The following is a 23,049-nucleotide window of genomic DNA, read 5'->3' as shown; positions in this document are numbered from 1 at the left end:
CGATTTTCCGCGCCAACCGCGGAAAATCGTGCACAGGACGCCCGGGGTTGTCGGACCCGCCAGGCAGTATGGACACGTGGCCCCGGACAGTCCGATGGCCCGGTTCAGTGACCTGACCCGGGAGTGGTTCGCGGCTGCCTTCAGCACGCCCACCCCGGCCCAGGCGCAGGCCTGGCAGGCCATCGCCGACGGGCACAACACGCTGGTCATCGCGCCCACCGGGTCGGGCAAGACACTCGCGGCGTTCCTCTGGGCCATCGATCAGCTGGCTCAGGAGCCCGCCAACACCAACGGCGCCAAGGGCACAAAAGTCCTCTACGTCTCGCCGCTGAAGGCCCTCGCGGTCGACGTCGAGCGCAACCTGTCGACGCCACTCACCGGCATCACGCGGGTGGCGGAGCGCGTCGGGGCACCGGCACCCGAGATCACCGTCGGCGTGCGGTCGGGTGACACGTCCCCGGCGCAGCGCCGCCAACTGATCGCGACACCGCCGGACATCCTGATCACCACTCCCGAGTCGCTGTTCCTCATGCTGACGTCGGCGGCCCGCGAGACACTGGCGACGGTACGCACCGTCATCGTCGACGAGGTGCACGCCGTCGCGGCCACCAAACGTGGCGCACACCTGGCCCTCTCGCTGGAACGTCTCGACGAGCTGCTCGACAAGCCGGCCCAGCGGATCGGCCTGTCCGCGACCGTCAAGCCGCCCGAGGAAGTCGCCCGTTTCCTATCGGGGGCCGCGCCCACCAGCATCGTCAAACCACCGGCCGCCAAGACCTTCGACCTGAGCGTCGAGGTGCCGGTGCCGGACATGGCCAACCTCGACGGCGGCACCATCTGGCCCGATGTCGAGGAACGCATCGTCGACCTGATCGAGTCGCACAATTCGTCGCTGGTTTTCGCCAACTCCCGGCGGCTGGCCGAACGGCTCACCGCACGGCTCAACGAGATTCACGCCGCCCGCTCGGGCATCGAGTTGCCCAATGAACGCAACTCGCAGGTCGGCGGGGGCGCGCCGGCCAACCTCATGGGCAGCGGGCAGACGTTCGGCGCGCCGAGCCTGCTGGCCAAGGCCCACCATGGTTCGGTCAGCAAGGAGGCCCGGGCGCAGGTCGAAGAGGATCTCAAGAGCGGCCGGCTCAAAGCCGTCGTCGCCACCTCGAGCTTGGAGCTCGGTATCGACATGGGCGCCGTCGATCTGGTCATCCAGGTGGAGGCGCCGCCCTCGGTGGCCAGTGGTCTGCAGCGCATCGGCCGCGCCGGCCACCAGGTCGGTGAGATCTCCGAGGGCGTGCTGCTGCCCAAGCACCGCACCGACCTGATCGACTGCGCCGTCACCGTGCAGCGGATGCGCGCCGGCGAGATCGAGACGCTGCAGGTACCCACCAATCCACTCGACGTGCTGGCCCAGCACACGGTCGCGGCGGCGGCTCTCGAACCGCTCGACGCCGACCGCTGGTTCGACGCGGTCCGCCGCAGCGCACCGTTCGCCGCCTTGCCGCGCAGCGCATTCGAAGCGACGCTCGACCTGCTGGCCGGCAAGTACCCGTCGACCGAGTTCGCCGAGCTGCGGCCGCGTCTGGTCTACGACCGCGACAACGGCACCCTGACCGCCCGGCCCGGCGCGCAGCGGCTGGCCGTCACCTCCGGCGGCGCGATCCCGGACCGCGGCATGTTCACCGTCTACCTGGCCACCGGCGATGAAAAGCCCTCGCGGGTGGGCGAACTCGATGAGGAGATGGTCTACGAGTCGCGGCCCGGTGACGTCATCTCCCTCGGCGCTACCAGCTGGCGCATCACCGAGATCACCCACGACCGGGTGCTGGTGCTGCCCGCGCCCGGCCAGCCCGCGCGGTTGCCGTTCTGGCGCGGTGACGCCGTCGGCCGGCCCGCCGAGCTGGGCGCCGCGATCGGCGCCTTCACCGGAAAGCTCGCTGGACTGCCGCGCGCCGAATTCGACGAGTACTGCAGCACAATGGGGTTCAACGACTACGCCACCGACAACCTGTGGCAGCTGCTCGACGAGCAGCGGCAGGCCACCGGCACCGTGCCCACCGACACCACCTTCGTGGTGGAACGGTTCCGCGACGAGCTCGGTGACTGGCGGATCGTCCTGCACTCCCCCTACGGGCTGCGGGTCCACGGTCCGCTGGCACTGGCCGTCGGTCGGAGGATCATGGAGCGGTACGGCATCGACGAGAAGCCCACCGCATCCGACGACGGCATCGTGCTCCGGCTGCCCGACACCGGGGAAAATCCGCCCGGCGCGGACATTTTCGTCTTCGAAGCCGATGAGATCGAGCCCATCGTCACCGCCGAGGTCGGCGGGTCCGCACTCTTCGCCTCCCGCTTCCGCGAGTGTGCGGCGCGGGCGCTGCTGCTACCGCGGCGCCATCCCGGCAAGCGGTCGCCGCTGTGGCATCAGCGGCAGCGCGCCGCCCAATTGCTGGACATCGCCCGCAAGTACCCGGATTTCCCGATCGTGCTGGAGACGGTGCGCGAGTGCCTGCAGGACGTCTACGACGTCCCGATGCTCATCGAGTTGATGCGCCGCGTCGCGCAACGACGGATCCGGGTGCTCGACGTGCAGACCGCCACGCCATCACCGTTCGCCGCCTCGCTGCTGTTCGGCTACGTCGGTGCATTCATGTACGAGGGCGACAGTCCACTCGCCGAACGGCGGGCTGCCGCACTGTCATTGGACGCCACCCTGCTGGCCGAGCTCCTGGGCCGCGTCGAACTGCGCGAACTGCTCGATCCCGATGTCGTGGCGTCGACCATCCGTCAGTTGCAGCATCTGACCGAAGACCGGGCCGCCCGCGACGCCGAGGGCATCGCCGACCTCCTGCGACTGCTCGGTCCGCTCAGTACCGAGGAACTCCGGCAGCGTTGCACCGCAAGCGATGTCGAGGCCTGGTGCGCCACGCTACAGGCCGCCAAGCGCGCCGTCTCGGTGACCTTCGCCGGCCAGAGCTGGTGGGCCGCGGTCGAAGACATGGGTCTGCTGCGCGACGGGCTCGGCGTTGCGGTGCCGGTCGGCGTGCCGGCCAGTTTCACCGCCGCGGTGTCCGACCCGCTGGGTGAATTGCTCGGCCGCTACGCCAGGACCAACGGGCCGTTCACGACGACCCAGGCCGCTAGCCGGTTCGGCCTGGGCCACCGCGTGACTGCAGATGCCCTCAGCCGGATGGTGTTGGACGGCAAGCTCATCCGCGGTGAATTCACTGATCTTCCGGACAGCGTCGACCAACAGTGGTGTGACGCCACGGTTCTGAAGATTCTGCGGCGCCGTTCGCTGGCCGCGCTGCGGGCCCAGATCGAACCGGTGAGCACCGCCGCATACGCCCGGTTCCTGCCGGCCTGGCAGCAATTCGGCGACGCCCGCGGCATCGACGGCCTGGCCTCGGTCATCGAACAGCTTGCCGGCGTGCCGATTCCGGCGTCGGCGGTCGAGCCGCTCGTGTTCGGCCAGCGGGTCTCGGACTACCAGCCGGCGATGCTTGACGAACTCCTGGCCTCCGGTGAGGTCATGTGGTCTGGCGCCGGTCAGATCGGTAGCAACGACGGCTGGGTCGTGTTCCACCGTGCCGACACCGCGCCGCTTTCGCTGGCGCCGGGCACCGAGATCGAGTTCACCGACACGCATCGCGAGCTGCTCGACACACTCGGCAGCGGTGGGGCGTACTTCTTCCGGCAGCTGGCGGCCGAAGACGGCACCGACACGAAACAGGCTCTGTGGGAACTGATCTGGGCCGGCTGGGTCACCGGCGACACCTTCGCCCCGGTGCGGGCGCTGCTCGGCAACGCGGGACGCAAACCAGGAGGTGCGCACCGGCAACGGCAGCAGCGCCCGCCCCGGCTCAGCCGCTACAGCGTCGCCCGGCCGCAGACCCGCACCGTCGACCCGACGGTCGCCGGCCGGTGGTCGGCCCTGCCACCCGCCGAGCCGGAATCCACGACGCGGGCGCACTTTCAGGCCGAGCTGCTGCTGAACCGCTACGGCGTCGTCACCCGCGGCGCGGCCGACGGCCTGCCCGGCGGGTTCGCCACGCTGTACAAGGTGTTGACGGCTTTCGAGGAAGCCGGCCGCTGCCAGCGCGGGTATTTCATCGAATCGCTTGGTGGTGCACAGTTCGCAGTGGCGTCAACGGTGGACCGGCTGCGCAACTACCTCGACAATGTCGACCAGAGCAGCCCCGACTACACCGCCATCGTGCTCGCCGCCACCGACCCCGGAAATCCCTACGGCGTCGCGCTCCCCTGGCCCGAGGTCGCGGGCCACCGGCCGGGCCGCAAGGCAGGCGCACTGGTGGCGTTGGTCGACGGCGAGTTGGTGTGGTTCCTGGAACGGGGCGGAAAGTCGTTGCTGTCGTTCGACGCCACGCCGGAACAACAACGCGCGGCGGCCGGTGCGCTGGCCGACCTGGTGAGCGCGGGGCGGCTGCAGTCGCTGTTGATCGAGAAGGTCAACGGGCAGCCGGTATTGGCACCCACCCCTGACGCCGAGCAGGCCCAGGTCCATGCTGCGCTGGCCGACGCCGGCTTCTCCCGGACACCGCGGGGGCTACGGCTGCGCTAGGCCCTCCGCCATGGATCAGTGCCGCGGGCACGATGAGAGGCTGACGCTCCCAGCTGAGAGGATCCCGGTCGCAACTTGTGGCACTGCACTCGCAATACGTTGTAGTTCAACGACGTTGGAGTCTTCAGGGCACAAGAAAGGTTGGGGACAATGCCATTGCTCAACATCACCGTGATCCGGGGCCGCACCCCCGAAGAACTCCGTCAGCTGCTGGACAGCGCCCACCGGGCTGTTGTGGAGGCGTTCGGCATCCCCGAACGGGACCGCTACCAGGTCGTCGACGTCCGCGAGCCCGATGACGTTGTCGCGCAAGACACTGGACTGGGATTCGAACGATCAGACCAGCTAGTGATCATCCAGGTGGTCAGCCGCCGCCGCACCGCAGAGATGAAGCAGCGGTTCTACGAGCTGCTGGCCGAGCACCTGCATAGGGACTGCGGTTTGGACGCCAAAGACCTGATCGTGTCGATCACCGAAAACGGCGACGCCGATTGGTCGTTCGGCGCGGGCCGGGCACAGTTTGTCACCGGCGAACTCGCGTGAACATGATCACGACGAGACTCACTTCGAGGTTCGGCCTGTCAGTGCCCGTCGTGCTGGCCCCGATGGCCAAGTTCGCCGATGGCCGCTTGGCCGCCGCAGTCACAAAGGCAGGCGGTCTCGGACTGTTGGGCGCCGGCTATGACGATGCCGCCTGGCTCAATGCACAGTTCGCCACGGCTGGAGATACCCGCATCGGCGTCGGCTTCATCGCCTGGAAGCTCGCTCAACGCCCGGAGCTATTGGATGCAGTACTCGCACACAACCCCGCTGCTGTAGCGCTCTCATTCGGCGATCCCACGCCGTTCGCGTCGAAGATTCGCAATGCGAATGTTCCTCTGTTCAATCAGGTCAACGATCTGGAAGAGGCACGACGCGGCGTCGACATCGGAGCTGACGTACTGATTGCGCAAGGCGGCGAAGCGGGTGGTCACGGTAAGGGGATTCGTTCCACCTTCACCCTGGTCCCGGAGGTCGCCGACCTGGTCGCCGACCGGGCACCGGATACCCTTGTCCTCGCCGCCGGAGGCATCGCCGACGGTCGTGGCCTTGCGGCGGCACTCTCGCTCGGTGCTGACGGAGCCCTCGCCGGCTCCAGGCTGTGGGCGGTGCAGGAGTCGCCGGTTAACCCAGTGGCCCGGGAGCGCGCCATCGCCGCAGGCTCCGACGACACCATTCGCTCAACCGTGTTCGACATCGTGCGCGGCTATCCGTGGCCGCAGGGCTACGGTGGTCGCGCTTTGCGCAATGATTTCGTCAGCCGCTGGTATGGGACCGAGGACGCGCTACGCGCCAATCTCGCTGAGCTCCAGCGTGATTACCGCGCCGCGGTCGAAGCGTCAGACTTCGACACCGCTGAGGTTCATATCGGCGAAGGTGTCGGCATGATCCATGACAATCCGACTGCAGCTGAGGTGCTGGCACGCATGGCGCGAGAGTCCGCCACCATTTTCGGAAGACTGTCCGAGGCCGCGAAGTAGGACAATAAAGGGCGTGACCGAGCACGCAGACCAGGCGTTGTCAGACGCCGCCATCGCCGCGATGACGCCGGCGCAGCGGCACGACCTGATCATGCGGTTGCAGCGTCCGCTGGACGAAGTGTTTCCGCCTGCGATGGCCAGGAGGATGCGACGCATCCGGCTGACGGTGATGACCGGCAGCTGCATCGTGCTGATCCCGTGGGTCGTCTACCTCGGATTCACGCTTCCGGAAAACTACACCGCGCACAACTGGCCGGCCACCTGGATCGGGTTCGACGGCCTGCTGGTCGCCTTCATGGCCACGACGGCCGTGCTCGGTTGGTTGCGCAGGCAGCTCGTGCTGCTCACCGCGTTCACGACCGGCGTGCTGTTGGTGTGCGACGCCTGGTTCGACGTCATGACTTCGGATTTCGGCCACGATTCGACCATCCCGTTGATCACCGCGGTGTTGATCGAGCTGCCACTGGCGGTGCTCATGATGACCGGCGCCATCCGGATACTGCGCCTGACCGCGACGCGGCTGTGGTTCCTCGAACCCGGTGCGCCGCTGTGGCGGCTGCCGCTGCTGCCCTAGTTGGTCGACGGTGTGGGTGGTGGTTCGAAGGGTTGGTACCACCACCATTGGGCGCGTTCACCGGTCGGCCCGGGGCAGGGCGGCACATCAGGGCGGGCCGTAGTGGGTGGCCGCGCAAGGGATCCGCCGTCGAGTTGTCGGCCCGCGGCGTCGGTGACGACCAGCCGATCGGCCGGACCGGTGATGGTGATGACCCGCTGGTGGTGCAACCGGTGATGGTAGGGGCACACCAGCACCAGGTTGTGCAGTTCGGTTTCCCCGCCGTTCTCCCAATGAATGATGTGATGTGCGTGCAAGCCGCGGGTCGCCCCGCACCCGGGGACCCGGCAGCAGCGGTCGCGGTGTTCCAGAGCGCGGCGCAGCCGGCGGCTGATGGTGCGGGTGCTGCGCCCGGCCCCGATCGGCTGACCATGTTTCTCGAGCCACACCTCGCACGTGGCGTCGCACAACAGCAGCCGGCGTTCCTCATCGGTGAGCACTGACCCTAAATGCAACGCAGCCGTGCGCTTTTCGAGGTCAAAGTGCACCACCACGGTGGTGTGCTGCCCATGCGGACGACGTTCCACATCGCTGTCCCAGCCGGCCTCGATCAGGCTCATGAACCCATCGACCTGGTTCGGGAACGGCGGTGCCTGCTCCGACACTGCCCCTTCGGTGTCTTCGTGGTCGCGTTTCCAGTCGGCCACCAATGCATCCTGATGCGACGCCATCGCCGCATCAACCTTGGCGGCTTCCAGCTTCGGCAGCCGGATCTTGTACGTGACCGAGCCGTCGTCGTGGCTGGTCTTGGCGATCGACCGCGGCGCCTCGGGCTTGGGATCGGGCTCCGGGCGGGGCTCGAGTTTCACGGCCGTGCGCAGCTGGGTGACGGTGGCGCTTTCGGCGAACTGGGCGTAATGCTCGTCAGAACCCTCGGCTGCGTGTTCGGCGACCACCCCGACCTGGTCCAGCGACAACCGGCCCGCGCGCATCGCTTCGGCGCAGCGCGGGAACTCCTCCAGGCGGTGCGCCACCGCCATCATCACTTCCGCATTGCGCGGTGACACACCGGTTTTCCATGCCATCATCGACGCCATCGACCGGGCACCGGTGGCACCCCAGAGCCCGTCACGGTCGATCTCGGCCGCAATCTGCACCAGCCGTGCGTCGATCGCGTTGCGCTGACCGGTCAGCTCACCGATCTCCGCGAAGTACGCATCCATGCGCTCGCACGGCGACGACTCAACATCGAAAGCCGTTGCGGTGCTGGACATGACACCATCAAAGCAGAAGGGTACGACAAAAAATCGCACCCAGCCGCTCGCGTACTCCTCAAGCAGCAGAGGGATTTTCGAGCACAATGGCAACGCCTTGACCCGATCCGACGCAGACCCCGATGGCCCCGTAGCGGACATTGCGCTCGCGCAGTTCGGTGGCCAGGGTCAGGACATACCGGGCACCGGTGGCGCCGAACGGGTGGCCGATCGCCACGGCGCCGCCGTTGGGTGTGAGCTTCTCATCGGGAACGACGAACCCGCCGAGCTGATTGGGCAGTTCCCGCAGCACACCGAGGGCCTGCGCGCTGAACGCTTCGTGGACCTCCCAGACATCGATCTGCTCAGGCGTCAGCCCGGCACGTTTGATGGCCAGAGGCAGGGCCCACGCCGGGGCGAGACCCATGAACAGCGGATCGATCCCGTACACCGCCGAGGACACGACCCGCGCCAACGGCTCGACACCGAGTTCCGCCGCGCGCTCCCCCGACGCCAGCACCAGGGCGCTGGCGCCATCGGTGAGGGGCGTCGAATTTGCCGCGGTCATCTGGGTCGTACCCGGCTGCGGTCGTAGTGCCGCCAGCTGCTCGGCCGTGGTCTCGTCGCGGATGAATTCGTCGTGTTCGAAAAGCCGCGCCGGTGCCTTCTTCGTCGCCGCGATCTCGACCGGCATGATCTCCTTGGCCAGTCGCCCGGAATCGCGGGCCGCCTTGGCATTTCGCTGCGTTCGCAGCGCGAAGGCGTCGATCTCCTCGCGCGTCAGGCCGTAACGATCGGCCACCTTCTGCGCGGTCTCGATCATGCTGATGTAGGCGTTACGCGCCAGCAGCGCGGGGTTGGGCGGGCCGCCGGCGCCGGCCCACATGGTGTCGAGCAGGATCACCGGCCCGCGCGGCGCGAACGGCGCGTCGCCTTTCATGTAGGCCCAGCCCGATCGCGACATCGATTCGACGCCGCAGGCCATACCGACACCGAGGTCGCCGGCCCTGATCGCGTGCGCGACGTTGATCGTGGCGCTCAGCGACGAACCGCAGAACCGGTTGATGGTCGTCCCGGCCACGGTGTCGGGGAATCCGGCGGCGAGCGCGGCCCAGCGCGCGACGTCGCCCATCCCCTCGTGCGCGGGATTGACGCAGCCGGCGACGACGTCCTCGATGGCGCCGAGCTCGACGCCGACACGTTCGCACGCGCCCTTCATGGTCATGCCGAGGAGGTCGTCGGTGCGGATGTGCGACAGCGAACTGCCGTACCGCGCAAATGGAGTGCGGACACCACCAAGCACAAATGCTTCTGTCATCAGCCGTCTCCCGCTCGATGTCGAGGCGAGCGTACCGCCGGCGCCGCTCCGGCAGCAGGCGATCCGTCAGCTCTCTACACCGGATGTGCGCGCAACCAGTCCAGCACCTGCTGCGCATGTGTGTTCGGCGGGAAGATCGGGTAGAAGACGTGCTCGATGCGGCCGTCGCGGATCACCATGGTGAGCCGGGTGTAAAGCCGGGGATGTCCGTCGGCGGCGAACGTCGGGAGCCGTAGCGCCTCGGCCAGCGCGAACGTCTCATCGGACAGCATGTGGAACGGCAGCCGCAGCCGCCGCACCACTTCCGCCTGATAGTCGACGTCCTGGCTGGAAAGGCCCCAGACCTCTTCTGCACCGGCGTCTTTCAGCTCGGCGAAGTGGTCGCGGAAATCGCATGCCTCCGTCGAACAGCCACGCGCTCCTGGTATCGCGTCCCACCCTTCGGGGAGGTCGGTGCCGGGACGACCGGTGAGCGGGTACAGATACAGAATCGTCCGTCCCATCGGCAGGCTCCGAAGGTGGACGGGGCCACCACCGCTGGACTTCAGCGTGATATCGGGTACCCGCAGTCCCACCAGATGGTCGGCCGCGCCGTCATTTTCGGGAACCGGGAGGCCCGCGGGAAGCGTCGTGTAGTCCGTCACCTGCTCGTACTCCTTGTCGAATTCGCGGCACGCGGCAGCGTTGAGCCGCGCCGTGAGGACCTGTCGTCGCTGCGTCAACGCCGCGATGGTCTCGTCGAGAACCGCGATGCTGTCGCGATACGCCGCCAGCGACTCGGGGCACTCGTCGCTGTGTTCGTGGCCGTGGCGCAGGCAGTCGATGAACGGCCCGGCCTTCGACGGGGCGATGCCCACCGCGGCCAGCGCACGCACCTCGCTGACGATCTGGACGTCCTCTTCGGAATAGTCCCGATAGCCGTTGGCCAGGCGCGACGGCTCCAGGAGGCCGAGGTCCTCGTAGTACCGCACGGCCTTGGTCGACGCGCCCGTCAGCCGGGCCAGCTCAGAAATCTGCATGGTCAATGTCCTCAGCCCAGAGGGTAAACATTGCCGCCAGGGGCAAGGTCAAATTTCCGACCCGCTGGATCCATTGACACCGATCCCCGGCCCTATGGCGAGTGTGCAGTTGTTGTCCGCGTTCACGTGGCCAGATCGCTCCGAAGCTGCACACTCGCCGTAGGGACCGCCGCAGCACATGACGACAGAGAGCGCCCCCGACCGAGTCATAGAGTGAAGTCATGGCCCTGCACACCCCGCTCACCGAACTGTTCGGCATCGACCACCCGATCGTCCTGGCCCCGATGGGCGACGTATCCGGTGGCCGGCTGGCCGCCGCGGTGTCCGAGGGCGGCGGACTGGGTCTGATCGGTGGCGGCCGCGGTGACCTGACCATGCTCGCCACCGAATGCCAACTGGCCAAGCAGGGCACCGAAAAGCCCTGGGGCGTGGGTCTACTCACGTGGGCGGTGACTCCGGAGATCATCGGCTGGGTCATCGCGCAGCAGCCCGCCGCCATCATCTTGTCGTTCGGCGACCCGGCCCCGTTCGCCAAAGCCATCCACGACGCCGGAATCCCGCTGCTGTCCCAGGTCCACACCCTCGATGAGGCCAAGCAGGCGCTCGACGCCGGAGTCCAGGTTCTGGTCGCGCAGGGCCGGGAGGCCGGGGGGCACCACGGCGGCCGGTCGACGCTGCCGTTCGTCCCCGCCGTCGTCGACCTGGCCCACGACGTTCCGGTCCTGGCGGCCGGTGGCATCGCCGACGGCCGCGGTCTGGCCGCGGCACTGACCCTCGGCGCCGCGGGCGCCATGATCGGCACCCGATTCGAAGCCACCCACGAGTCCCTGCTCAGCGCCGCCGAGTCGAAGGTCATGCTCAAGGCCAGGGCGGCGGACACCACCAGCGGCCGGGCCATCGACATCGCGGCCCGGCCCGTCGAAACGCGTTGGCCGGCCGAGTATCCGGCGCGCACCTTGCGCAGCGTCTTCACCGACGAGTGGCAGGACCGCGACGCCGAGCTCGACGCAGATCCCAAAGCGAAACAGGAGTTCCGCGACCGGGCAGCCAAGATGGACATGGATTACGTCCCCATCTGGGCCGGCGAGGCCCTCGACCTCATCGATGAGCTGGAACTCGCAAGCGACCTGGTTCAGAAGATCGCGCACGATGCCGAACGCGCGCTGGCCCGGGCCAACGCCTACATCCGCTGATGCCCGAAGGTGACACCGTCTGGCACACCGCGGCCATCCTCCGCGCGGCGCTGCAGGGAAAGATGCTGACGCGCTGCGACATTCGCGTCCCGAAGTTCGCCACCGTCGACCTCACCGGCCAGACGGTCGACGAAGTCATCAGCCGGGGTAAGCACCTGTTCATCCGCACGGCCGAGGCCAGCATCCACTCGCACCTCAAGATGGAGGGCAAGTGGCAGGTCAACACCAGGCCCCGCCGCCCCGATCACAAGACCCGGATCATCCTGGAAACCAAGGATATTCAGGCGGTGGGCTCCGAACTGGGCACCCTGGAAGTCCTCCACCGGGACCACGACGACGAACCCGTCAAACACCTCGGCCCCGATCTCCTTGGCCCGGACTGGGATCCGCACCGAGCAGCGCAGAACCTCACCCAGCTCCCCGACCGGCCGCTGCACGAAGCACTACTCGACCAACGCAACCTCGCGGGCGTCGGCAACGTCTACGCCAATGAGCTGTGCTTCATTGTCGGCCGCCGCCCGACGGCCCCGGTCGGCACAGTGAAAGACCCGCTGCGGCTGGCGCAGCGGGCCCGGGACATGTTGTGGCTGAACAGAAACAGATGGAGCAGGACCACAACGGGCGATACCCGACCCGGCCGTCAACTCTGGGTGTACGGCCGGGCCGGGCAAGCGTGTCGCAGATGCGGGACGCTGATCGAATCAGCCGGCCGACACCGGCACGAGAACCTCGACGTGGTCGGCGACCTCAACAACCTCACGGACCGGATCACCTTCTGGTGCCCGCTTTGTCAGCCATGAGTCCGGCAGGGCCAGGCGGCAGATCTTCTTGACCACCGAGAAGAACTGGTTGTGGATCGGCCCGGTGTTGTAGGGCAGGTCGTACTTCTCGCACAGTGCCTTGACCTCCGGGGAGATTTCCGCGTAGCGGTGCGCCGGGATGTCGGGGAACAGGTGGTGCTCGATCTGGAACGACAGGTTGCCGCTGAAGATGTGGAACCACTTGCCGCCGGACAGGTTCGCCGAACCCAGCAGCTGGCGGTAGTACCACTGGCCGCGGGTCTCGCTCTTGGTCTCCTCGATGGTGAACTCGTGCGTGCCCTCGGGGAAGTGGCCGCAGAAGATGATGACGTACGACCAGACGTTGCGCATCAGGTTAGCGGTCATGTTGCCGGCGAAGACGAACGGCAGGAACGGTCCGGCCAGCAGCGGGAACGCCACGTAGTCCTTGATGGTCTGCCTGCGGACCTTGGCCCACATCTCGCGCAGCATGTCCTTCTTGTCCCGCAGGCGGATTTCACCGGTGCGGATGCGCTCGGCCTCCAGCTCGTGCAGCGCAACGCCGTACTGGAAGAACACCATCAGCAGGAAGGCGTAGACCGGGTTGCCCAGGAAGTACGGGCTCCACTTCTGGTCCTCACTCATCCGCAGGATGCCGTAGCCGATGTCGCGGTCCATGTCGACGATGTTGGTGTAGGTGTGGTGCATGTAGTTGTGCGAGTGCCGCCACTGGTTGGACGGGCAGGCCGAATCCCATTCGAAGTTCTGGCCGCGCAGCGCCGGGTCACCCATCCAGTCGTACTGGCCGTGCATGACGTTGTGGCCGATCTCCATGTTGTCGAGGATTTTCGACAGACCGAGCATCACGGTGCCGACGGGCCAGGCCGGCGGCAGGAACAGCAGGGCGCGGCCACCGACCTCCAGCTTGCGCTGCATGGCGATGATGTTGCGGATGTAGTCGGAGTCGCGGTCGCCGAGGTCGGCGAGATGGCGCTCGCGGATGGCGTCGAGCGCGCGGCCGAACTCGTCGAACTGCTCGGGGGTCATGGGGGCGGGACGTTGAGCCATGGTTCGTCTCCTTTGGGTGTGTGGGCTGGTGGGGTGGTCTAGAGGTCGATCTGGACGTCGCCGCACGGGGCGGTCACGCAGATTTCGATGTTTTCGTCGGGGGCGGTCGAGACGGCGCCGGTGATCAGGTTCTTCACGGGGCCGCTGATCTTCTTGCGGGTGCAGGTGTGGCAGATGCCCATGCGGCAGCCGTTGGTCGGGTTCAGGCCCGCGGCCTCGGCCTGCTCGAGGATCGAGCGGCCGTCGTCGACGACGTCGACCTTGCTCTCGGTGAAGGCGACGCTGCCGCCGGAGGCCTCGGTCGGGACCGCGATGACCGGGGGCACGAAGCTCTCGGACTGCGCGCCCGGCAGGAGGTCCTTTACCGCGTCGACCAGTGCCGGCGGGCCGCAGACGAACACCGCGTCGGGGTTGGGCATGGCGGCGGCCAGGTGGTCTGGGCCGAAGTGGCCGCTGAGGTCACCGCGGTTGGATCGGGTGTAGCTGTGCAGCACCTTGACCCCGGGCGTGGCCGCCAGCTCGGTGGCGTACGCGGCCTCTTCGGGGTTGCGGGCGTAGTGGATGAACGCCACCTCGCCGTCGAAGTTCTCCTCGCGCAGTGTGCGCAGCATGGAGAGCACCGGGGTGATGCCGCTGCCGCCGGAGACCAGCAGGATGCGGCGGGGACGCTGCGCGGGCAGGACGAAGTCACCACCGACGGAGTCGAGGTGAACGACCATGCCGGGCTCGGCGTGCTCGAACAGGTGGCTGGAGACCAGGCCGCCGTCGTGCAGACCGACGGTCAGCTCGATGACGGGGCTGCCCTCGGAGTTGGCCGGCGAGTAGCACCGGGTGCGGCGACGGCCGTCGATCTCGACGGTCAGGTTGATGTGCTGGCCGGCTTTGAAGCCCTGCCAGGCGTCGTTGGGCTGCAGGGTCAGGGTGACGCTGCGCGGCGTCTGCCGGCGGACCGCGACCACCTTGGCGCGGGCATCGTTGACAGTCCAGGTGCGGTCGAAAACCTCGGTGTACCGGTCCACGCCATGCGGGCCGGTGAGGATGCCAACCAGGGCGGAGCGCCGTACTCGGCGGCTCAAAGTTTCGGTGAACATGTGTACACAGTGACCGACTCCAACCGTTCGCGTCAAGGGTTAAATCGCAGGTTGTTGCCCGGATCACACGGTGAACATACGTACTGTTAACTCATACACATCTGTATCGATCTGCGGTTTCGCCGCGCTGTGTAAACTTTGTTCGGTGAACAGTCGTACCCCTGGTTCACGCGACCGGAGGTCCAGCCGCTCATCAAGCTCCCGCGTCCAGGACAACCTCTCTCGCGAAGAGCGCAAGGAAGCCACCCGCCGCGCCATCATCGCGGCCGCCCTCAAGCTGCTCGACGAGGACAGTTTCAGCGCACTCAGCCTGCGTGAGGTCACCCGCGAGGCCGGCATCGTGCCTGCGGCCTTCTACCGGCACTTCGAGACCATGGACGCTCTCGGCCTGGTCCTGATCGACGAGTCGTTCCGCGCCCTGCGGGAAATGCTCCGCGGCGGCCGCGCCGGCCAACTCGACCCCAAGCGCATCATCGAGTCCTCGGTCGACATCCTGTTCAACAGCGTCGCCGAACGCCCCGAGCACTGGCGCTTCATCAGCCGTGAACGCAACAGCGGTGTCACCGCGCTGCGCTATGCGATCCGCACGGAAATCCGGTTGATCACCTCGGAGCTCGCGATCGACCTGGGCCGGCTGCCCGGGCTCACCACCTGGAGCGCCGAGGACCTCAACATCGTGGCCGGACTGTTCGTCAACACGATGATGACCACCGCCGAATCCATCGACGACGCCAATGACGCCAAAGCACTGGACGACGTCAAACGGACCGCACGCAAGCAGTTGCGCATGATCGCCGTCGGCGTGGCCGGGTGGCACAGCGGCTAACGTCAGGCGCATGACAACGCTGTCGCTCGCCTATCCCCGCCCCGAGATCGCGGTCCTCACCCTGAACCGGCCGGAAAAACTCAACGCCCTGAACTTCGACCTCGTCGAAGCACTGCACAGCACCCTCGAGGACATCCACCGCAACAACGAGTGCCGCGTCGTCGTACTCACCGGCGCCGGCCGCGGATTCTGTTCCGGCCTGGACCTTTCCGACCCCAACCCGCCGGAAGCCGGTGGCGGACTGGAATTTCCGCGGTCGGGCATGCGCTGGCAGGAACGTATCGCCGAGCTGACGACCCGCATCCAGAACCTGCGCCAGCCGGTGATCGCCGCGGTCAACGGGCCCGCATACGGCGGCGGCTTCGCCGTCGCGCTGGCCGCCGACATCCGCCTCGCGGGACCCGGCGCACGGTTCTGCACCCAGTTCATCAAGCTGGGCATCGGCGGCTGCGACATCGGGGTGAGCTACACGCTCCCCCGGATCGTCGGCGCGGGGCAGGCGTTCGATCTGATTCTCACGGCCCGGACGGTCGAGGCCGACGAGGCGCTGCGCCTGGGGCTGGTCTCGCGCCTGTCGGCGGACGACGTCGTCGCCGACGCCCTGGCTATCGCCGAAACCCTGTGCAGCTACGGGAAATTCGGTGTCGAGTCGACCAAGCAGGTCCTGTGGGCCAACCTCGAGGCCCCCAGCCTGCAGGCCGCTCTCCACGTCGAGAACCGCAGCCAGATTCTCGCCGCCTCCACCCAAATCGATTTGGCGGCAAAGGCTTTCGGCAATCGGTAAATGACTACGCCACCAGGGTCGGACTTGTCGGCACCCGCTTCTTCAGACGTGCCACCCGGTGCAGCTGACCGAAGATGTTGAACGAGGTGAGCATCGGGATGCCGCCGATGAAAGTGCGGAACGACGGATGGCCGCCGTGGACCTGGAGTTCATACATACAGCCGACCACGTAGAAGAAGCCCATGGTGAACAGCAGCGCGGGGATCGCATAGGCGAGCGGCGAGCCGGCGTCGGACACCAGCTCCTTCGCGTAGTCGATCTCGTCCTGCGACATCGGTTGGCCCTCGCGCACTTTGACCAGTACGGCTTTGTGGGCGCCCACCTGTTCACCCAGTGCGGCGGGTGGCCGCCGCTCCAGCCCGCGGATGTACACGAAGACGCATGCGAGACAGATCAGTGCCATCAGCCCGGCGAGGATGGTCAGGCCGCCCCACAGTTCGATGCCCGTCATGCGTCTCCTCCATGCCGTCGCGCACCTGCACCCGATCCCGTGACCGCAGGATCGCCGTCTTCCCACAACAGCAGTTGGCGCACGGCCGAGCGGGATCCGTAGGGCTGCAGCATCTGGCTGGCGGGGCGCGGCCGCACCTTCAGCGGCCACCAGAACCACCGTCCGAGCAGCGCCGCGATGGCCGGTGTCATGAACGACCGCACGATCAACGTGTCGAACAGCAGACCGAGGGCGATGGTCGTGCCGATCTGGCCGAGGACCCGAAGGTCGGCGAACACGAAGGACGCCATGGTGGCGGCGAACACCAGCCCGGCCGAGGTCACCACCGCGCCGGACCCTGCCATCGCCCGGATGATGCCGGTGTTGATGCCGGCGTGGATCTCTTCCTTGAACCGCGACACCAGCAGCAGGTTGTAGTCCGAGCCCACCGCCAACAGCAGAATGACGGCCAGTGCCAACACGATCCAGTACAGCTCGATGCCGAAGATGTCCTGCCAGATCAACACGGAGAGTCCGAACGAGGCGCCCAACGACAGCGCCACGGTACCGACGATGATGACGGCCGCAACGATGCTTCGGGTGATGAACATCATCACCAGCAGGATCAGGCTCAGCGCGGCGATGCCGGCGATCATGAGGTCGTATTTGGCGCCGTCCTGAATGTCCTTGTAGGTGGCCGCAGTTCCCGCGAGATAGATCTTCGACCCGCCCAGCGGTGTGCCCTTGACAGCCTGTTGCGCGGCATGCCTGATCTCGGCGATGTGCGAAATGCCCTCGGGCGTCGCGGGATCGCCGTCGTGCGTGATGATCATCCGGGCGGCCTTGCCGTCCGGCGACATGAACAGCTTCATCCCGCGCTGGAACTCGGGATTGGTGAACGCCTCCGGCGGGAGATAGAAGGAGTCGTCGGTTTTCGACGCGTCGTATGCCTGGCCCAGCGCGGTGGCGTTCTGCAGCGACGCGGCAGCCTGGTCGTTGAGACCCTTGTTCGTGGCGTAGTTCGTCATCGTCAGTTCGCGGTTGGTCTGCTGGCTGGCGATCTGCGGTGGGATCAGCGCGAGCAACTTCGGCTGCAGCGCATCGAGTTTGGCGATGCTCCCCGCGACGTCATTCAGTTGGTCGGTCAGGTCGTCGATGCCGTCGAGCGCGTCGAATATGGACCGCAAGGCAGCACAGACGGGGATGTCGTAGCAGTGCGGCTCCCAGTAGAAGTAGTTGCGCAGCGGGCGGAAGAAGTCGTCGAAGTTGGCGATCTTGTCACGCAGGTCCTGGGCGGTCGCGACCGTCTGCTGAAATGCCGTGGCCTGCTCGTGCGTGATGCCGCTCGACTGCTGTTGCAGCGAATACTGCTGTCGCAGAATGTCGATCGAATTGTTGATCACCTCGACCTGCTTGAGCAGGTCGGCGCTGCGCGCCTGCTGGAAGGGCAGGTTGTTGATCTGCCCGGCGTTTCCGGCACTGATCAGGAACGGTATCGACGAGTGGTCCAGCGGCGTCCCCAATGGCCGGGTGATCGACTGCACCTGAGCGATGCCGTCGGTGTGGAACACCGCTTTAGCGACGCGCTCGAGCAGGATCATGTCGGTGGAGTTGCGCAGGTCGTGGTCGGCTTCGATCATCAGCAATTCGGGATTGAGCCGGGCCTGCGAGAAGTGCCGTTCGGCCGCGGCGTAGCCGATGTTGGCGGGCGCATCGGCGGGCATGTACGGGCGGGTGTCGTAACTCGTCTTGTAGCCGGGTAGGGCGATCAGGCCGATGAGGGCCACCGCGACGGTCGCGACCAGGATGGGGCCGGGCCAGCGCACGATGGCGGTACCGATGCGCCGCCAGCCCTGCGTCTGCAGCTGACGCACGGGTTCGAATAGGCCGAAGTGCCGGCCGATGCACAGCAGCGCGGGCGCGAGCGTCAACGCGGCCACCACGGCGACGAGAACACCTGTGCCGGCCGGAATTCCGAGGCTCTCGAAGTAGGGCAACCGGGTGAACGTCAGGCAGAACACCGCCCCGGCAATGGTCAGGCCCGACCCCAGGATGATGTGAGAGGTACCGCGGTACATGGTGTGGTAGGCGGAGATCCGGTCTTCTCCCGCATAGCGGGCCTCGTGGAAGCGGCCGAGGAGGAAGATCGCGTAATCGGTGCCGGCGGCAATGACCAAGAGTGTCAAGAGGTTCGTCGAGTACGTCGACAGCTCGATGATGCCGGCGTTGGCGAGCACTGCGACGACACCGCGGGATGCGGTCAGCTCGATCATCACCGTGAAGATCACCATGATCACCGTCGTGACACGGCGGTAGAGCGAGAACAGCATCACCATGATGACCCCGATGGTGATCAGCGTGGTCTTCAGCGTCCCGTGCCGACCCACCTCGAACTGGTCGGTGATCAGCGGTGCGGCGCCGGTGAGATACACCTTCAAACCCGTTGGCGGCGGCGTGGTTTCGATGATCCTGCGGACGGAGTCGACGGATTCGTTGGCCAAGGATTCACCCTGATTGCCGGCGAGATACACCTGCACCAGCGCGGCCTTGCCGTCGGCGCTCTGCGAACCGGCCGCGGTCAGCGGGTCACCCCAGAAGTTCTGCACGTGCTGGACGTGTTTGGTGTCGGCGGTGAGCTTGTCGATCAAGCCGTCGTAGTAGTGGTGCGCAGCGGCGCCCAATGGCTGATCGCCTTCCAGGACGATCATGGCCGAACTGTCGGAATCGAATTCGTGGAACACCTTGCCGATCTGCTTCGCCGCCTGCAGCGACGGTGCGTCCGTCGGGCTCAGTGACACGTTGTGCGACTCGGCCACGGTCTCCAGCTGCGGCACAAAGACGTTCGTGACGACCGCCAGGCCCAGCCAGAAGAAGGCGATCAGCACCGCATATCGGCGGATGAAGTCGGGTACGCGGCCCGCGCTCATCCTGATTTGTCCAGACAGTAGGTGAAGGCGTGCACGGTGTTGACCGTTCTCTCGTCCTTGACGGCGTCATCGATGGTGATGCGGCAGCCGATCGAGTCGCTGTCGCCCTGGGCCTGGAGATTGACGAACACCGCAGGCTGCGTGGTGGTCGTGTCGTAGGTCCACGGCAACGTGACGACGTCGGCGCGCTGCGGTTGGGCATTGACGTCCAGGTAGGTGACGGTGGCGACCGTTCCCGGCGGCCCGTACACCTCCATCACCACGTGCTTGGGGTTGAAGGGCACGATGTCGTTCACCGCGCCACTCGGCGTCGAGGTGACGTCATGCGAGGCGAAGATGCCCTGCAGCCGGTACACCGCGAACCCGGCGACCACGACCACCATCACGGCCACCACGTACATCCAGTGCTGACCGAGCCGGCGTCTGATCGAAAGTCGCTGCATCCGTGAACCTTTCGCACGGGTGAACTGCGCGGAACGTCTCTACTTCCTGGTTCATCAACGGGGTTGACGGTATGACATTAACCCCGCCGGGGCTATAATTCAACACGTAAAGAATTCTGTGAGTGGGGAGTCGAATGACGCAGCGACCTACCCGCGGCGGACGTCGCCCGGGACCCAACGAGACCCGCGAGGCGATCGAGCAGACCGCACGAAAGCTGTTCGCGGAACTCGGATACGAGAAGACGTCCCTGCGGCAGGTCGCGTTGCAGGCCGGCGTCGACCCCGCGCTGGTCAGCCACTTCTACGGCAAAAAGTGGGATCTGTTCCTCGCGGTGGTCGAATTACCGGTCGAACCCGCCGTGGTCATCGGCCGGGTACTCGACGGCGACAAGGACGAGGCCGGCCTGCGACTGGCGACGTTCATTCTCAACGCCCTGGAGGATGAAGTCAGCAGACGGCCCATGATCGGCATGGTGCGCGCCGCCACCTCCGAGCCGGAGGCGGCAAAGTTGGTGCGAGATTTCTTGGCGCGTAACATCATTGCGCCGATTGCCGAAGGCCTGGGGTCAGCGGACGCCGAGTACCGCGCCGCCCTGGTGATGTCGCAGGTCAACGGTTTCGCGCTGGCGCGCTATGTCTTCGGGCTCGAACCGCTGGTCAACCGCTCGAACCAGCAACTCGCCGCCGACCTCGGCGTGACGCTCCAGCGTTATCTGCTCGGTGAGCTCGCGCCGGACTGAGCCAGCTCATGGCGGATGAGGCGCGAGCTGTTGGTGACAACGGCGACGGACGACGCGTTGTGCAGGATCGCGGCCAGGACCGGGGACAGCCCGCCGACCGCTCCGAGTAGCAGCCCGACGGCGTTCACCGCGATCGACATGGCGTAGTTCTGCCGGATCACTCCGACCGCATGGTCGCTGAGCCCTCGGACGTCGAGCAACCGTCGCAGGTCGTCTGTCGACAGTGCTACGTCTGCGGTCTCGACGGCGACGTCGGTGCCGGCCAATCCCATTGCGATACCGATGTCCGCCGCGGCCAGTGCGGGTGCGTCGTTGACCCCGTCCCCCACCACCGCAACGGTGTAACCCTCGTCATGCAGCGTGCGCACCAGTGCCAGCTTGTCCTCGGGCAGCGCGTTGGCCTTCCACTCTGTGATGCCGAGTTCGGCGGCGACTGCCTGCGCGGTCTCGGCGTGATCACCGGTGAGCATGACGATCCGGCGCACCCCCGAGGACCGCAGGCGCGCAAGCACTTCCGCCGCTTCGGGGCGCACCTCGTCGCGAAGGCTGATCAAACCCACCAGTTCGCCGTCGACGGCGAGCAGTAGCGGCGTCTCGGCCTGACGGCGCAGGCGCTGCACCCACTCATCGGCTTCGCCGCACACGGTGACGTTCTCCCGATCCAGGAGCGACGGGCTGCCGAGCAGCAACGTGCGGCCATCGGCGCGGGTCCGCATGCCCAGACCGACGAGCACCTCGCACTCCTCGTGCGGCGGAATCACGATGTGTTTGTCCTCGGTCGAGCGGATCACCGCCTCGGCCAACGGATGCCGTGAGTGAATCTCCGAACTCGCCGCGTACGCGAGAATTTCCTCGGGAGTCCAACTCTCCTGGAAAGAGACGATGTTCGTGACAATGTGCCGGCCGAGAGTCAGGGTGCCGGTCTTGTCGAAGACCACGGCGTCGGCCCGGCCGGCCGCTTCCAGGTGCGAACCGCCCTTGATCAGAATGCCGCGCCGGGCGCCGTTGCCGATCGCCGCGCTGATCGCGGTCGGCGTGGCCAGCCCCACCGCGCACGGGCATGCCACCAGCAGCATGGTCATCGCCCGGCGTACATCGCCGGTGACGAGGAACGTCGCCGTTGCCAGGACGAACGAGGCGGGCACGAAGCGACGGGAGAAGTTCTCGCCCACCGTCTGGATCGGCGCCCGATCACGTTGCGCCTCTTCGACTCTCGCCACGATGCGGCCCAGCACGGTGTGACTGCCCACCGCCCGGGCCCGCACCACCACACGGCCCCGCACGACCACTGATCCCGCGTGGACGGCCGCACCCGGCGCCATGGTCACGGGCAGGGTCTCGCCGGTGATGGCCGACTGGTCGACGATCGCCTCGCCCTCGACGACGTCGCCGTCGACGGGAATCGCGACCTGCTCGTGAACGACGACCAGATCGCCGATCCGTAGCGCCTCGGCGTTGACCTGCACTTCGGTGCCGTCGTCCAACTGCACCCACGCGGTGTCCTGAACGCCGCGCAGCAGGTCCGCGATGGCTCGGCGCGTACGCCGCAGCGTCAGATCCTGAAGGTATTCACCGATGTTCAGCAGCCACAGCACCGTGAGTGCGACGACGTTCTCGCGCAGGACCAGACTCGCTATGGTCGCCGCGGACACCAGCAGATCAGTGCCAGGCGACTTGCCGCCACGCAGTGCGCGCAGCGCCCCGCGCAGGAACGGGTATCCGGTGACGATGGTCGCGCCGGTCGCGAATGTCCGCGCGGCGGGCCCGAGCAGCCGCGGCCGGGACAGCCCGTAGCGACGGACGCCCAAGAGCGCCAGAGCCAACGCGCCGAGCGCCATCCGCAGTACATCGGCATTGTGAATGTCGGCCGAACGCGGCGAACGGGCGGGCACCAGCTGGGCCGGGGTGGCGTGCGCGGCCCTGATCGCGGTCAGCAGCGCCGCGGTGTCGCAGCGCTGCGGCGAGTACCAGATCACCACCGACGCCGTGCGCGGGTACGCGTGGACGGTTCTGACGCCACCGACCTTGTCGACGGCGTCTTCGATCGCCACCGCACGGACGGCGTCACCCCGCAGCCACGGCGCGTGAACCCGAATCCGCCCCGCTGCAACGGATATCACCACCAGATCGGCGTCGGCATCGATGCTGGGCGCATCGGCCACGTCGGTCAGCACATCAGTGGTCATGGGAATGTTCGGCGTCGGCCACCGACGGCGGGGGCACTTCTTCGCCGATCCGCTCGCGCGCCTCGGCCATCACGTCGGCGACCTTCAGCCGGGCGTTCTCTGCGGCTTCCTCGGCTTTGCGCGTGCCGCGCAGCGCCCACGCTGCGGTGGTGACGCTCGCTTCGTGGACCGGCGCCGCGCGCAGCGCCTTCCGCAGCACATCGTATGCCGCCACGCCGATGACGCCGGTGGCCACGGTCCGGGTGGCCTTGATCAGTGCTGGGTGAATCGACATCGGGCGGTCCCTCTCATCGTGTGATGTGTTGTTCAGTTCTCGTTTTCAGGCGTTCCGCAACGGTGC

19 protein-coding genes are annotated in these 23,049 nt (G+C 66.9%); 9 read left to right on the top strand and 10 right to left on the bottom strand.

Annotation, left to right across the window (positions count from 1 at the left end; all coding sequences use genetic code 11):
* The first annotated feature begins 94 nt into the window (after nt 1–94).
* The 4 genes from G6N46_RS26580 (at nt 95) to G6N46_RS26565 (ending at nt 6,673) form a co-directional block, all read left to right on the top strand.
* Entirely contained in the window at nt 95–4,579 is a 4,485-nt protein-coding gene (locus G6N46_RS26580) for an ATP-dependent helicase (RefSeq protein ID WP_138250140.1), read from the top strand.
* A gap of 150 nt (nt 4,580–4,729) precedes the next feature.
* Nucleotides 4,730–5,122, top strand: coding sequence for a tautomerase family protein (locus G6N46_RS26575; RefSeq protein WP_138250101.1), 393 nt, complete (start codon nt 4,730–4,732; stop codon nt 5,120–5,122).
* Between the two features lie 2 nt (nt 5,123–5,124).
* Nucleotides 5,125–6,099, top strand: coding sequence for an NAD(P)H-dependent flavin oxidoreductase (locus tag G6N46_RS26570; RefSeq protein ID WP_138250141.1), 975 nt, complete (start codon nt 5,125–5,127; stop codon nt 6,097–6,099).
* A gap of 61 nt (nt 6,100–6,160) precedes the next feature.
* The gene (locus tag G6N46_RS26565; protein WP_064858520.1) at nt 6,161–6,673 is read left to right on the top strand and encodes a hypothetical protein; all 513 of its coding nucleotides are present in this window, start codon (nt 6,161–6,163) and stop codon (nt 6,671–6,673) included.
* Here the strand turns inward: G6N46_RS26565 and G6N46_RS26560 are convergent.
* From G6N46_RS26560 to G6N46_RS26550, 3 genes are all read right to left on the bottom strand, one after another.
* Nucleotides 6,670–7,926 (bottom strand): HNH endonuclease signature motif containing protein, encoded by a 1,257-nt coding sequence (locus tag G6N46_RS26560; RefSeq protein WP_138250102.1) that lies wholly within the window; start codon nt 7,924–7,926, stop codon nt 6,670–6,672. The two genes, G6N46_RS26565 and G6N46_RS26560, sit on opposite strands and share 4 nt — an antisense overlap.
* A gap of 58 nt (nt 7,927–7,984) precedes the next feature.
* The gene (locus tag G6N46_RS26555) at nt 7,985–9,223 is read right to left on the bottom strand and encodes a thiolase family protein (RefSeq protein WP_061010189.1); all 1,239 of its coding nucleotides are present in this window, start codon (nt 9,221–9,223) and stop codon (nt 7,985–7,987) included.
* A 74-nt stretch (nt 9,224–9,297) separates the two neighbouring features.
* Nucleotides 9,298–10,242, bottom strand: a complete 945-nt coding sequence (locus tag G6N46_RS26550; RefSeq protein ID WP_138250103.1) for a MerR family transcriptional regulator — start codon at nt 10,240–10,242, stop codon at nt 9,298–9,300.
* 221 nt (nt 10,243–10,463) lie between these two features.
* On the opposite strand from G6N46_RS26550, the gene G6N46_RS26545 reads away from it, so the two are divergent.
* Nucleotides 10,464–11,435, top strand: coding sequence for an NAD(P)H-dependent flavin oxidoreductase (locus G6N46_RS26545; protein WP_138250104.1), 972 nt, complete (start codon nt 10,464–10,466; stop codon nt 11,433–11,435).
* Nucleotides 11,435–12,235 (top strand): endonuclease VIII Nei2, encoded by an 801-nt coding sequence (gene nei2 / locus G6N46_RS26540; protein ID WP_138250105.1) that lies wholly within the window; start codon nt 11,435–11,437, stop codon nt 12,233–12,235. The genes G6N46_RS26545 and nei2 overlap by 1 nt, the downstream gene beginning before the upstream one ends.
* Here the strand turns inward: nei2 and G6N46_RS26535 are convergent.
* Both G6N46_RS26535 and G6N46_RS26530 read right to left on the bottom strand, forming a co-directional pair.
* Nucleotides 12,137–13,282, bottom strand: a complete 1,146-nt coding sequence (locus tag G6N46_RS26535; RefSeq protein ID WP_138250106.1) for a fatty acid desaturase family protein — start codon at nt 13,280–13,282, stop codon at nt 12,137–12,139. The genes nei2 and G6N46_RS26535 overlap by 99 nt on opposite strands.
* Nucleotides 13,283–13,320: 38 nt before the next feature.
* Nucleotides 13,321–14,373 (bottom strand): ferredoxin reductase, encoded by a 1,053-nt coding sequence (locus G6N46_RS26530; RefSeq protein WP_061007111.1) that lies wholly within the window; start codon nt 14,371–14,373, stop codon nt 13,321–13,323.
* A 145-nt stretch (nt 14,374–14,518) separates the two neighbouring features.
* Here G6N46_RS26530 and G6N46_RS26525 point away from each other — a divergent pair, with 145 nt between their 5' ends.
* Together G6N46_RS26525 and G6N46_RS26520 are read left to right on the top strand one after the other, a co-directional pair.
* Complete coding sequence (locus G6N46_RS26525) at nt 14,519–15,199, top strand: TetR family transcriptional regulator (RefSeq protein ID WP_020102835.1); 681 nt, start codon at nt 14,519–14,521, stop codon at nt 15,197–15,199.
* Between the two features lie 10 nt (nt 15,200–15,209).
* Nucleotides 15,210–15,983, top strand: coding sequence for an enoyl-CoA hydratase/isomerase family protein (locus tag G6N46_RS26520; protein WP_138250107.1), 774 nt, complete (start codon nt 15,210–15,212; stop codon nt 15,981–15,983).
* 4 nt (nt 15,984–15,987) lie between these two features.
* Here G6N46_RS26520 and G6N46_RS26515 read toward each other — a convergent pair whose 3' ends face one another.
* Genes G6N46_RS26515 through G6N46_RS26505 form a run of 3 tightly spaced genes read right to left on the bottom strand, consistent with a single transcriptional unit; the run spans nt 15,988 to nt 19,783 of the window.
* Nucleotides 15,988–16,434: a hypothetical protein gene (locus G6N46_RS26515; protein WP_138250108.1), complete on the bottom strand. Its 447-nt coding sequence runs from the start codon at nt 16,432–16,434 to the stop codon at nt 15,988–15,990.
* Nucleotides 16,431–19,340: an MMPL/RND family transporter gene (locus G6N46_RS26510; protein WP_138250109.1), complete on the bottom strand. Its 2,910-nt coding sequence runs from the start codon at nt 19,338–19,340 to the stop codon at nt 16,431–16,433. The genes G6N46_RS26515 and G6N46_RS26510 overlap by 4 nt, the downstream gene beginning before the upstream one ends.
* The gene (locus G6N46_RS26505) at nt 19,337–19,783 is read right to left on the bottom strand and encodes an MmpS family transport accessory protein (RefSeq protein WP_138250110.1); all 447 of its coding nucleotides are present in this window, start codon (nt 19,781–19,783) and stop codon (nt 19,337–19,339) included. Before G6N46_RS26505 ends, G6N46_RS26510 begins: the two co-directional genes overlap by 4 nt.
* A 134-nt stretch (nt 19,784–19,917) precedes the next feature.
* On the opposite strand from G6N46_RS26505, the gene G6N46_RS26500 reads away from it, so the two are divergent.
* Nucleotides 19,918–20,523, top strand: a complete 606-nt coding sequence (locus G6N46_RS26500; RefSeq protein WP_064858511.1) for a TetR/AcrR family transcriptional regulator — start codon at nt 19,918–19,920, stop codon at nt 20,521–20,523.
* On the opposite strand, the gene G6N46_RS26495 is transcribed toward G6N46_RS26500, so the two are convergent.
* Nucleotides 20,493–22,709, bottom strand: coding sequence for a heavy metal translocating P-type ATPase (locus G6N46_RS26495; RefSeq protein WP_138250111.1), 2,217 nt, complete (start codon nt 22,707–22,709; stop codon nt 20,493–20,495). The two genes, G6N46_RS26500 and G6N46_RS26495, sit on opposite strands and share 31 nt — an antisense overlap.
* Nucleotides 22,699–22,983, bottom strand: coding sequence for a DUF1490 family protein (locus G6N46_RS26490; protein WP_061007103.1), 285 nt, complete (start codon nt 22,981–22,983; stop codon nt 22,699–22,701). Before G6N46_RS26490 ends, G6N46_RS26495 begins: the two co-directional genes overlap by 11 nt.
* Nucleotides 22,984–23,049: the final 66 nt, after the last annotated feature.

This window comes from Mycolicibacterium phocaicum (assembly GCF_010731115.1).
Classification (GTDB): domain Bacteria; phylum Actinomycetota; class Actinomycetes; order Mycobacteriales; family Mycobacteriaceae; genus Mycobacterium; species Mycobacterium phocaicum.
This window is presented reverse-complemented; position numbering and strand designations above follow the sequence as displayed.